Origin of the sequence: Sulfolobus sp. A20, from assembly GCF_001719125.1 — an archaeon.
In the GTDB taxonomy this organism is placed as follows: domain Archaea; phylum Thermoproteota; class Thermoprotei_A; order Sulfolobales; family Sulfolobaceae; genus Saccharolobus.
Map to the genome: position 1 here is coordinate 1563339 of NZ_CP017006.1, position 12651 is coordinate 1575989.

Genomic DNA, 12651 nt, shown 5'->3' on the forward strand with positions numbered 1-12651 from the left:
AAGGCTTTCCCCACTTTGCAATCTTCCCAGCTGGTTGAAAAATGAATTCCATTTATATAATAGAAAAATATATAAAAAATTATAAAATTCTCTAAGCCTTAGGATTTGGCATCTGATCTAAGATGTCCCTAACCAGTTTTACGAACTCATGCTTTCTATCTCTGAATACCTCAGTGTAAGTTTGCGCCCATCTAATTGTGGGATCGCCTCTACTAAATCTGTCATATTGTTCATATCTCATTCCAGATTCCGAACCGATAACATCCCATAGTAGGTTAAATAATTTTACTCTATCTAAAGCGCTTAGTCCTTTCATTGACATATATTTATCTAATAGCTTTCTCTCTTCTGGATTCTCAAAATCCTTTATTCCAGCTGGTATTGGTATTGATGCTCCTCCCGAAATTGACCTTAATATTTCATTTGCTCTAGGTAAAGCCTTCATGTTAAAGTGACTGGCACTTATTGATATATAAGGATCTGGCCTAGTTATATTAGGTAATTCCTCAGCTTTTTCTACCGAAGCGTAAAGTGCCGCTTCGTTCAATGCAACATAAATTAATATTTCACCTATCTTTTCTTGAACATTAATAAAACCGCTGGTACCAGCTGCTTCTGCAATAGCCATTGCTAACCCAGCTAAGAACTTAAGTCTACTGTAATGTTGTATAACGAAATGCCAATTAAACCAACCCCTCAAACTCACTGTATGCCACATTAAGTCCTCAATGAGCTCTGGCTTTTTATAAAATATTATCCTATCCCATGGAACTAGGACGTTATCTAAGACTAATATTGCATCACTCTCTTCGAATTTAGATGAAATTGGGTACTCAAACTCTCCTCCTTCCCTTGGCTGGAATCCTCTTCTCGCTAGAAACTTCACTCCTTTAGTATTAGTAGGTATAGAGAAGTATAACGCATACCTCGGATCAGTATCTCTTCTAACATTCGGAAGGTACCAGAGCATTTCTGCATATGGTCCTGCCGTAGATATCATCGCTGCTCCTCTCACTATTACTCCTTCTGGCTTCTCCTCAACTATTCCAATTTGTATGTAAGGATCTTCCCATTGGGATGGAGGTCTAGATCTATCATACATAGGAGCTACTATTGCATGAGTATAGAACAGATCTTTTCTCGTAGCCTCCTTGTAAATTTCTATAGTGTTTTCCATCATTTTAGAGCCAAAATACTTACCGAAATAGTCTTCAGCGTGAGCGTAAAACACCATAGTCCAGAGGTTCAAATAATCTGGACTCCTACCGAAGAAACCCCTATAATAGTCGTATATTTTTATCAAACCGTCCCTCAACTTAGCTAGATCTTTCTTATTTTTAGGCCTAAGAAAACTGATGCTAGTTTCTTCTCCTACATCTGGATTATATACCCTTAAATGTTCCCTATATTCGTCCTTCCAGTGTAAATCATAATAGTTGGCAACTGTGGATATTGGTATTTTGAAGGCGAAATGTTCCGTTACGTCCTTTACTCTCTCACCTTCATAATATACCTCAGGCTGATTTTCCTTTATACTTTTTATATAATCTATTCCTCTTCTTATCAATTAAGACCACCCCTTTAATTTACCCGTGGAAACGTCCTCCACGGGAACCCACTCCTTTAACCAAGACTCGGGAATTGGTCTACCCCAATAATCACTCCTATATCTAAACTGTTCATAATTCCAAACAACTGGTTTCCATTTATCTGGATCTAACACAACATAGTCGTTTGTGAAAAACTCTATTCTATTCTTATCATAATCTCTAAGGTAAATATAATATCCCTCCGTAGCTCCATGTCTCCCTGGACCTCTCTCGATACTGTCCCAAAGACCTACTGATGCTAAAATATCACAAGCCCTAATAACATCCCTCACATCATGAACGTAGTAAGTTTCATGATGGAAACCCGGTACGTTTTTTGAAGACTTAGCTATTGCAATTTCATGAGAATCTCCCCTCTTAGTTAACCAAACGACTTGTCTCTGATTATCCTTATCTAAATACCACTCAGTCTCATAGTATCCCATGAATTTCTTCAGAAAATCAACTTCTTCCTCTAGATCTCTGACCATATAATTCACATGGGCTATCCTAACTGGGGAAACCCCTTTATGCTTATAGAAGGCTAACCTCAGATCTCCAACGTACTCCATATCATAATATAGAAAGATAGGAATACCTTGTGGAGTTTCAAATAATAATCCTTCTTCTACACCTTTTTCTTTATGCTTATAGCTCTTGATTCCAAGACTGTCCAGCTCTTGCCTAGCCTTATCTATCTCACTGGGATTCCTAACCCTAAAACCAATATAAGATAGTCCAGTTGAGTCAGCCTTTTTTAGTATTAAACTATGATGTTGACCCTCTTCAATTCCTCTTAAATAAACGTAATCTCCATCTTTTTCGGTTTCAACAAGACCTAATAGTTCTGAGTAAAAATATATAGCCCTTTCCAGATCGGTAACCCTAACTTGAACGTGAGAAACACGTAATACATCTATCATTAGGTAATTGATAGGCGTTTAAAAAATTAAATTATATATTAAACTTGTTAAATGACATCGCATATTTGCCTATAAGCCCTGTTGAAGTGAATTATTGGCTTAAAATCATTCCTCACAATTACTGAATTAATTACCTCACCCGTAATGATGGCATGATCTCCTATATCAACTACGGAGTATTTTTTAGCCTCTATGTAAGCGTAGCTATCTGCTATTACTGGCATCTTATTACTTGCCTCAAAATACTTAACGTAATTAAATCTCTCCTTAACCGGTTTCATAGCGAATATATCCAAAATCTCCTTCTTATCTACAAAATTTACAATAAAACCTTCACTTTCTTTAAAGGGTAAATCGTTACCTTTAACCTTATCAGCTGAAAACATGACTAATGGTGGGTTAAGTGATAGGGAATTAAATGTATTTACAGTCATTCCCACGAGGGTGTCTTTCCACCTCGTAGTAACTACTACAACACCCAGTGGAAACAATCTCATTACACTCTTTATCTTCTCGCTCATTTGTGTATATTTTTAATAAAGAGAATATATAAGTTTTATATAAAACAAATTTAAGGTGAAATTTCGTCCAATCTCTTATTTGCTGTTTTATGCCCAGCAGAAATAGCTATTATTGTAGATATTAATTGAAATACTCCAATTATTATAAACACTTCTATGACTAAGCTCGTAGTAACACCTGATGATATTAATGAACTAACGAAAGAGGCTACTGCTATTAATCCTATCCCTCCACCTATATGCCCTAAACCATCACACATAGCAAACCCAGTGCTCCTAGCCCTAGTGGGAAAGCTTTCAGCCGTCCACGTATACGATATAGGTACCCATAAATTAAATCCATAAAACAATATTATTGAGCCTAGGAATGATAAACCAACATTTGTCCCCGCTAATGCTATTAATATACCTCCCAAGAAGGTGAACACAACAGATATTATAGTCCAAACCTTTCTCTCTAACCTATCTCCAGTAAAGAATGCTGTTATGGGGACCAATATAAACCCTATCACCCCAACAGATGCTATAATCCCTGCTTCGGGAGGAGGGTATCCTAAAGAAGCTAGAACTGATGTTAAACCGGCAGCTAATGTATACACCGTCATATAGCCAAAAAACCACATGGAAAATAGAATACCAAACCTCTTGATATACCTTGAATTTCCAAAAATAGTCTTTAGAGCATCAACATAAGAATGTTTTTCTGGAATATAGGGACTAATTATACTAGGCAGTGGAGGCAATTGCCCAAGCTTCTTACTGGCTTTAGTCTCCATTATTCTCACTATCGTTTCTGCCTCATATATTCTACCTTTAGAGATTAACCATCTTGGTGATTCGGGCAGACTAAATCTTAATAGTAATCCTACCAAGGAAAGTAAAGCTCCTATCCCATACATAACCCTCCAACCATTTAAAGCAAAGAAGCCAGAAGCCCCTAAGGCAAAAGGTAATCCTAGGGGAAATGGAGCAGGAGGAGTGGTAAGTAATAATCCTAACCATAAAGCTACTGCAGCACCTAATGTCGAGAATAAAAATACTAGACTAGTGTACTTAGCCCTACCGTTTATAGGTGCTACCTCACCAATATAAGTGTTAACGATCGCTAAATCAGCGCCAACGCCTATACCGGTTATAGTTCTTGCAATAACAAAATTGATGTAATTATTAACAAAGGTGTTGTATAAACTTCCCAATCCGGTAATTATCATTGTGATCATTAGCATCCTTCTTCTCCCTATCAAATCAGAAACTGGTGATAAAAAGAGGGATCCTATTACGTAACCTACGAGATTAAGTAATACTGCAGGTCCTAGTAATACTGGAATTATAGGAGAGGAGGGGCTAGAAACGTGAAATATTGTTAAGGCTGTCTGTATAAAAGAGACGTTTATATCAAAAATATCATAAAAGGTAAATAAGAATCCGATACCTAAAATACCTATAAAAATATATGATAATCCCCAAATAGGTATTCTATCCATTCTAGCAATTATCTCTCCAGCTTTCAATTCAGCCTTCTCTGTCATAAACAAAATTTGGATATTAGAATTTAATATTCATTATTAAACTAGTTTAATATAGCATGTAGATTAGATTAAATTATCAAAAGTTTTATATCGTTTAAAGATTATAGTATTAATTATGTTAAAAAAGGTAGAGGTTCTAGTTGAACATGAGGATTGTTGGACTTTTCATATGCCGTTTAATGCCTATACAATAAATTTAGAGGTTTATCCTCATAAGAACTATTTGAGGAGTAGGATCTTGGTTGAAAACCTAGATAAGGATATGGTAAATTCTATGAAAAATCATAGGAGTGTTGTTAGGCTAAATAAAGTAAGTAAGTTTACAAATAATAACAGTTACTATATAGATTTTTTAAATGTATATAAGGGATCGATTGCTGGAATATTATATGATAGAGAGGTATTAATACTAGGAAATACTATAACCGAAAAGAAAGAGAAGTGGAGCTTCGTAACTTCTAGTAAAAGCATAAGGGAAATACTAGATGATATAAGAAATACGAGCAAAGTAGTGGACTATAAGGTAACAGATTATAATCCAATGCTTCATCCGAGCTTAACGGATATAGAGAAAAGAGTAATAATAGCGGCATTTAATCAAGGATATTTAGATTACCCGAGGAGGGCAAGTGCTGAGGAGTTAGCGGAAAAACTAAAAATGAGTAAGGTAACATTCCTTTATCATCTTAGAAACTCACAGAAAAAATTAATGAAATACTTTATAGAGAACATGCTATGAACTTTTTAAAGCTTCTCTAATCTCCTCCATTGTTTTAATATCATCAAGAGTTGAAATATCTCCAGGATTCTCGTTGGAAACTAAAGCCTTCAATAACCTCCTCATTATCTTACCGCTCTTTGTCTTAGGTAATCTTTTCACAAATACAACCTTATCAACAATATACCCAGCGTTCCTACAGAAATTCTTTATATCATTTTTCAAAATATCGTTAGCTTCAACACCTTGTCTAGGTACTACAAAAGCTATAATACTACCTCCTTGGCCTATCACAGCTGCCTCAGCCACACTGGGATAAGAAACTATTACACTTTCAACCTCTAAAGTACCTATTCTCTCTCCTTCAGCTCTTATTACATCGTCTGCTCTTCCTAAGACATACAAGTATCCATCTTCATCCGTAAAACCGTAGTCACCAGTATAGAAGTACCCCGGAAATCTTGACCAATACTGCTTTGTTATCCTCTCATAGTTCGGATCGTTCCACATTTTAGCTAACGCAGGAGATAACGGTTTCAACACGATATATCCTTTTTGTTTTGGAGGAAGGGGTTTACCTTCGTCATCTACTACTAAGAAATAGGAACTGGGAAATTGAATTCCTGCAGAACCTGCCTTAAATGGAATTTCTCCTATTCCGTAAGGAGTGGCCGCTATTGGGGTCAAATGTTCAGTCATCCAATATGCGTCAGCAATCTTAACGTTAGGTAAGTTATCATTAAGCCAATTCCATGCGCCTACGTTTAGAGGCTCACCAGTATTTAATACTATTCTTAAGCTCGAAATATCTCCAGACTTTACTGACTCCTCTCCCAAACTCTTCAAAGTGTATAAGGTAGTTGTTGAACTCCAAACTAAGCTTACGTTAAATCTTTCAACTATCCTAGAAAACAAGTCTCTCTTATAACCTATATATCCCTCAAATAGTACGCCAGTTAAACCCATGACTGGGATAGTATATAAGTTGGCCATAGGCCAAACAGGCCAGCCTAATTCGGAAATAGTCCACCACACATCTTCCTCCTTAGGACCGAATATAGCTTTAAACGCCCAATTTAATCCTACTACGTAACCACCATTCGTGTGATACAAACCTTTAGGTCTTCCAGTAGTACCAGAAGTATAATAAATGGTTGAAGGCTCATTAGCTTCTACCTCTTCCGGCTTAACATACACCTTTCCTCTCGGCTTAACGTCATCATATACTACGTCTCTTTGACCCTTAACGTTAAAATCGGAAAAACCCCTACTGACTATTAATACTTTCTCTACTGGTGTTGTATGAGATTCTAGCAACTTATCTACGAAATCCTTTATTCTAATTTCATTGCCGTTCCTAAAGGATTTTGACGCAACTATCATGACCTTTGAGTTACAATCATTTAACCTATACGTTAATGTCTCCTCGCTTAGACCTAAGTAATGTATAGCCAAAACTCCACCTAATCTATGCACAGCTAAGGAGAAGTATACTGCTTCTGGAATGCTAGGCATTAGCATGGATACTACATCTCCCCTCTTAACTCCTAACTGAGTTAACACATAAGAGGCTTTATTGACTTCTTGATATAGGTCTTGATAAGATACTGTTTTACTTTCTAATTTCTCATTCGTCCAGTAGAATGCTACTTTATCCTTCTTTGAAGGGATATGTCGGTCAACTGCATTATATGATATGTTAGTAGTTCCTCCTACGAACCACCTTTCCTTGGGAGGTTCCCCATCAATTATCTTTTCTGGCTTCTTAAACCAGCTTATTAAGTTTGCCTTATCTTCCCAAAAAGCATTTGGATTTTCTATAGCGAATTTCGATAGTGATCTTATTTGATCTAAAGAGTATATTTTCCAACTCATGTTTTCATTTAACTTTTGTATTAAGTAGTTTAAATACTTTTAACAAGTGATTTTAAAAATGTGCAAGAATAAATTAGTATATGAGCGAAAGAGAAATTATAGTTAACACGTTAAGAGAATTCTTAAGAAGAGATGTTGAAAAAATTTCAAGTAAAATAGATGAGGATGATCGTTTCCCCAGAGATCTAGTTAAAAAACTAGGAGAACTAGGCTTTCTTTTACCCCTATATAATGGTCTATCGCATTACGACATGTTAATTATATTAGAGGAGATTGCAAAGGTTAGCGGATCTTTAGCGTTAATAGCGGATGCCCAAGGAGAGCTAGCTGGAGAGATGTTAAGACTCTACAGTAATGAAAGTCAAAAGAAGAATTACTTAGATCCGATAGCAAAGGGGGAAATGATAGGTAGTTTTGCATTATCAGAGCCTTCCGGTGGAAGCGATGTAGGAAATATGAAAACTAAGGCTGAGAAGGATAACGGTTCGTGGAAGATTAAAGGACATAAGATGTGGATAACGCAAGGTCTTTACGCAGATGTTTTCGTTACTATAGCTAAAACAGGGGATACTAGGAGAGAATTATCAGTTTTTTTAGTACCTAGGGATGGTTGCATTGAGACGAGAAAAATTGAAGTAATGGGTAATAGGGGAACCGGTACTGCTGAGGTGATCTTTCACGATTGCAAAGTATCTAACGATAACGTGATAGGGGAGATAAATAATGGCTGGAATATGGTCAACTCTGTCCTAGAAGTAGGTAGGTTAGCTATAACGGGAATAGCTATTGGTTTAGCTGAGGCTTCATTGGAAGAGGCTCTAAATTGGGCTAGATCTAGAGAAGCGTTTGGAAATAAGCTTTATGATTTTCAAGGAATTAGGTGGTATTTTGCTAACTCAGTAGCTAAGATTAATTCGATAAGGGCATTGGCAAAAGAGGTTAGTAAGAAATTCGATGAAAATTCTAAAGATAAGGGAGTGTACGTTTCTATGTTAAAACTACTCTCCGCTCAAATGGCTAATGAGGTAGTTGATACTTCTCTTCAGATATTAGGCGGTATGGGCTATGCTAAAGGTACAAAAATTGAAAGAATATACAGAGACGTTAGATTAATGCGAATAGGTGAAGGAAGCGATGAGGTTCAAAGGCATATTATATCTAAATATATTGATCAATTCGGAATTCCATTATTAGACTAAATTTAAAAATATATAGATAATTTATAAAAAGTAAATATGACAAAAAGAAGAGGAAAACTTTAATAACAAAAATTATGTATCTTAAAGTGAGTGATCTTTTTTGAATCGGATAGCAGTAATTGGAGTAGGCTGGTATGGTTTTAGACCAACTACGCCGGAAGTATCATTTAGGGAAATGGTATTTGAGGCATCTAGTAGAGCATATGCAGATGCTGGGAATATTAATCCTAGAAATGATGTAGATTCGTTCATATCATGTCAAGAAGATTTTTGGGAGGGCATAGGGATTGCTGACGAATTTGCTCCAGATCAGATAGGTGGAGCAATGAGACCAACAATGACTGTTACCGGGGATTCACTACAAGGTTTAGCGCACGCGCTCATGCACATAAATTCTGGCATTGCCGATATAGTATCAGTAGAGGCACACTCTAAGGTAAGTGACATATTAACTTTTAGTGATATTGTAAAACTTTCAATGGATCCAATTTATGTTAGGTCAATAAATCCTCAAAACATGCACTTCATAGCTGGTCTTGATGCCGTGAAATTTATGGAAAGAAAAGGAGTTAGTAGAGAAGACTTAGCAATAGTTGTGGAGAAGAATAAGAAAAACGGACTTTCTTCACCTAGATCGTCATATGCCAGCAACATAAAGGCTAGCGACGTCTTAATGAAGGATTTTGTAGTTTACCCATTAACAGAGTTGGACATAGCTCCATTTGTAGACGGGGCTATAACGGTAGTGGTAGCTGATGAGGAAACAGCTAAGAAGGTAAAAAAGGATGACTATTTGTTAATAAGTGGTATAGGATATGCGACTGACTCGAATAATTTGGAAACAGCTGAATTAGGCAAAGCTGAATATATGAGAATAGCCTCTGAAATGGCATATAAGATGGCAAAAGTGAACTCCCCAAGAAAGCATTTCGATGCAGTATTTGTAGATGATAGGTACAGTTATAAAGAATTAGAACACTTAGAAGGTCTTAGGATTTCCGAAGAACCAGTTAAAGACCTAAGAGAGGGAAATTTTTCGCCTCAAGGTGAGATTCCAGTAAATCCATTTGGTGGACATTTAGCTAAGGGTGTTCCACTAGAAGCCTCTGGTTTCTCTTTACTTCTAGATGCAATAGATTATATTAGACAAGGTAAAGGTGAGAAGGTATTAGTTGCCTCATGGAGGGGAATTCCAACTTTCACTGGTAGTGTGTTGGTGGTGGAGAAGCCATGAAGGTAAATATCCACCTTAATAAAAGAGTAGCAATTATTGGAGCTGGAATGACGCTATTTAGAAGAAGATTGCTGGAAACACCTCAAGAAATTGCGTGGGAAGCCTCTAACAAGGCTTTAGAAGAGGCTGGGTTAGAATTAAAAGATATAGACTGTGTGGTTATTGGTAGTGCTCCAGATGCATTTGACGGTGTGCATCTTAAAGGAGAGTACTTAGCCCATGGCTCCGGTGGAATAAAAAAACCAGTTAGCAGAGTTTTTGTGGGAGGAGCTACTGGAGTAATGACAGCTATTGCAGGCTGGTATCACGTAGCTAGTGGGTTATGCCAAAAAGTCTTAGCAGTAGCTGAAGAAAAAATGAGTCCAGATAGACCTCATCCCCAAGCAGTTTTTAGATACATTTGGGATCCTATTTTAGAAAAACCGTTAAATCCCAATTTAATATGGATCTTCGCGATGGAAATGCATAGATACATGGCTAAATACGGAATAAAGAAAGAGGAGATAGCTTTAGTGTCAGTTAAAAATAAGAGGAATGCTATAAATAATCCTTATGCCCAGTTAGGGGCTAACATAACTGTTGAAGATGTTTTAAACAGCGAGGTATTAGTATGGCCAGTACAGCTTCTTGACGTAAGCCCAGTGAGTGATGGAGGAGCCGCAATAGTTATGACTTCAGAGGACGTGGCTAGGAGATATACAGACACTCCAATATGGGTGGAAGGAGTTGGTTGGACGCTAGATAATACTGAATGGCCTGGTAGAGACTTAGCTTATCCTAGATATGTTGAGTTCGCCGCAAGAATGGCGTACAAAATGGCTGGGATTGAAAGACCAGATAAAGAGATTGATGTGGTAGAGCCTTATGATCCATTTGATTACAAAGAACTTCATCATTTAGAGGGATTATTACTAGCTAAGAAAGGCGAAGCGCCAAAACTGTTAAAGGAAGGAGTATTTGATATTGATGGAGATATACCGAGTAGTCCAAGTGGAGGTTTATTAGGAGTAGGTAACCCAATAGCAGCTGCTGGACTTATGAAAGTAATTAGTATTTATTGGCAACTTAAGGGAACAGCCGGAAAAATGCAAGTTAAGAGACCAGTTCATACTGGATTGGCTCAAGCTTGGGGAGATTTAATGCAAGCAGGAACTGTGATAGTTTTACGCAATTGAGGTGATAAAGATGGTTACTCCATTAAAAGAAGAAGAATTGAATAAACATATGGTTATCTCATATAAGCCTAATGCTAAATACGCATACACTGCTGGACAGGCTCAAAGCAAATACTTGTTAGGTCTTAAAGAAGGTAAAATTTATGGTAGGAAATGTAATAATTGCGGTAAAATTTACGTCCCTCCAAAAATGTACTGTGAAGAATGCTTCAGACCTACGGATGAGTGGGTTGAAGTAAAGGATGAGGGAATAGTAATGACGGCCGTTGCTAGTTTCATAAGTTGGACCAGAGCTAAACTTGAAGAGCCTGAAATTGTCGGTGTTATTAGACTATTCCCATCTACGGATAGAGATTTCGTATTTCCAGGGATATTTCATAGAATATGTACATCGTATGAAGAGGTAAAGAATATGAATATTATTGGGAAGAGAGTTAAGGCAGTTTGGAAACCTAAAGAAGAAAGAAAAGGAAGCATAGAAGATATTCAATGTTTTAAGGTGATATAAATGTCTTGGGAAAAAGTTGGTAGAGATGGAAAGTTGCTAAGATGGTACGACGTTATGGAAGTTGAAAAGTATGAGTATACAGTGGGACCTGCAGGAGAGCAATTCTTCAATGGTTTAAAGCAAAACAAGATAATAGGAAGTAAATGTCCTAAGTGTGGAAAAGTATTTGTTCCAGCTAGACTATATTGCGAGGAATGTTTCATTAAGATAGAGAATTATGTTGAAATAGACGCTAATGAAGTATACGTTGACTCATACACAATCATCTACAAAGACGATGAAGGAAATAAGCTTCAAAACCCTGTCTATATAGCACTCATAAGGTTTAAGAACGCAAAAGGAGGTTTACTATGTTATGCAGATGGTAATGTTAGACCCGGTGCTAAGGCTAAGATAGTGAGCTTTGATTGGCCCTTAAAAGTTAAGGTTGATTAATTTTTTCAAAAGCGTTCTCCCCCTTATATACATATAAATTGTCTTTTTCTAATTGATATTGGCACGAAGACACTGCATATAAATTATCTTTATCATCCTCTGAAACAAAAATACAAATATCGTCAGATTTATTCAATAATCTAACTTTAACTTCAGGTTTCAAGGGTAATATTGGTTTGGCGTTAGCAAAACTTATCATTACGTTAGTTACAATTCCTTTCTTCATTATTTTTCCAACAGTGAATATTTCTCCTAAATATCCAGAGTTTAGTATCTTCTCTTCTTCCTTTAATAGGAGTTCTAATGCTGACTGTAACCTAAGGCTATCTTTAGAATTTCTTTCATCATCACTTAATTCCTTTATCTGGAGTTCGTATATTTTATCTCCTAATAATAGATAATATCTCTCATTTTTCCTTATGATAACACTTTGCACATTATCTTTATCAATTTTACTTAAGTAGGAAATAAGTAATCTCTTGAAGTCAGAAATTGTGTAAATCGTCAATCCAAACTCTTCGGAACTTTTTTCTTTAGAAGTCTTTATCAAGTAATTTTCTAAATCCTCCAGTCTTTTCCATATCTCTTTCTCGTCTTGAATAAAGGCTACCTCACTGAGAGTCTCAACGAAATGAAAGTATGCTTCTAATTTGCCTGATGATTGATAAAGTAATTTGTAATACCTTTCAATACTTTCATTAACTTTCTTGCTCTTGTCTACTCCTATTCTTTTAATCAATATCTTTCTAGCTAAATTTGAGGTTAATGTAGAACACGTTCTTCCAAGCTCTTCCACTTCATCATAATCTAATGCGATGCCAAGTATTTCACTAATGATTACTAATTTAATAACATTTGCCAAAGCTTTTTCTAGTATCTTATAATCTTGAGACATAATGTAAATATGATGTTTTAAAGCTAAAAAGTTTAAACAAAACATATAAC

At 36.3% G+C, this 12651-nt stretch carries 12 protein-coding genes; 6 read left to right on the forward strand and 6 right to left on the reverse strand.

The features are described 5' to 3' along the window. Positions 1-91 precede the first annotated feature (91 nt). Genes BFU36_RS08220 through BFU36_RS08235 form a run of 4 tightly spaced genes read right to left on the reverse strand, consistent with a single transcriptional unit; the run spans position 92 to position 4562 of the window. Positions 92-1567, reverse strand: coding sequence for a 4-hydroxyphenylacetate 3-hydroxylase family protein (locus BFU36_RS08220; protein ID WP_069283324.1), 1476 nt, complete (start codon positions 1565-1567; stop codon positions 92-94). Next, a complete protein-coding gene (hpaD, locus tag BFU36_RS08225) occupies positions 1568-2512 on the reverse strand; it encodes a 3,4-dihydroxyphenylacetate 2,3-dioxygenase (RefSeq protein ID WP_069283325.1) in 945 nt (314 codons plus the stop codon). It lies immediately after the preceding gene. A gap of 47 nt (positions 2513-2559) precedes the next feature. Next, on the reverse strand, positions 2560-3033 hold the full coding sequence (locus tag BFU36_RS08230) for a flavin reductase family protein (RefSeq protein WP_069283328.1): 474 nt from the start codon (positions 3031-3033) through the stop codon (positions 2560-2562). Positions 3034-3083: 50 nt separating this feature from the next. Continuing rightward, the gene (locus tag BFU36_RS08235) at positions 3084-4562 is read right to left on the reverse strand and encodes an MFS transporter (protein WP_069283330.1); all 1479 of its coding nucleotides are present in this window, start codon (positions 4560-4562) and stop codon (positions 3084-3086) included. Positions 4563-4677: 115 nt separating this feature from the next. On the opposite strand from BFU36_RS08235, the gene BFU36_RS08240 reads away from it, so the two are divergent. Beyond that, positions 4678-5301, forward strand: a complete 624-nt coding sequence (locus BFU36_RS08240) for a helix-turn-helix domain-containing protein (RefSeq protein ID WP_069283332.1) — start codon at positions 4678-4680, stop codon at positions 5299-5301. On the opposite strand, the gene BFU36_RS08245 is transcribed toward BFU36_RS08240, so the two are convergent. Then, complete coding sequence (locus BFU36_RS08245; protein ID WP_069283333.1) at positions 5296-7155, reverse strand: AMP-binding protein; 1860 nt, start codon at positions 7153-7155, stop codon at positions 5296-5298. The genes BFU36_RS08240 and BFU36_RS08245 overlap by 6 nt on opposite strands. Before the next feature lie 80 nt (positions 7156-7235). On the opposite strand from BFU36_RS08245, the gene BFU36_RS08250 reads away from it, so the two are divergent. The 5 genes from BFU36_RS08250 (at position 7236) to BFU36_RS08270 (ending at position 11706) form a co-directional block, all read left to right on the forward strand. Continuing rightward, on the forward strand, positions 7236-8354 hold the full coding sequence (locus BFU36_RS08250) for an acyl-CoA dehydrogenase family protein (protein ID WP_069283334.1): 1119 nt from the start codon (positions 7236-7238) through the stop codon (positions 8352-8354). 100 nt (positions 8355-8454) lie between these two features. After that, entirely contained in the window at positions 8455-9588 is a 1134-nt protein-coding gene (locus BFU36_RS08255; RefSeq protein WP_069283335.1) for a thiolase domain-containing protein, read from the forward strand. Further along, positions 9585-10763 (forward strand): thiolase domain-containing protein, encoded by a 1179-nt coding sequence (locus BFU36_RS08260; protein WP_069283337.1) that lies wholly within the window; start codon positions 9585-9587, stop codon positions 10761-10763. The genes BFU36_RS08255 and BFU36_RS08260 overlap by 4 nt, the downstream gene beginning before the upstream one ends. Positions 10764-10773: 10 nt before the next feature. Then, positions 10774-11271, forward strand: a complete 498-nt coding sequence (locus BFU36_RS08265; protein WP_069284674.1) for a Zn-ribbon domain-containing OB-fold protein — start codon at positions 10774-10776, stop codon at positions 11269-11271. After that, on the forward strand, positions 11272-11706 hold the full coding sequence (locus tag BFU36_RS08270) for a Zn-ribbon domain-containing OB-fold protein (protein WP_069283340.1): 435 nt from the start codon (positions 11272-11274) through the stop codon (positions 11704-11706). It begins immediately after the preceding gene. On the opposite strand, the gene BFU36_RS08275 is transcribed toward BFU36_RS08270, so the two are convergent. Then, complete coding sequence (locus BFU36_RS08275) at positions 11693-12601, reverse strand: hypothetical protein (protein ID WP_069283342.1); 909 nt, start codon at positions 12599-12601, stop codon at positions 11693-11695. The two genes, BFU36_RS08270 and BFU36_RS08275, sit on opposite strands and share 14 nt — an antisense overlap. Between the last annotated feature and the right edge of the window lie 50 nt (positions 12602-12651).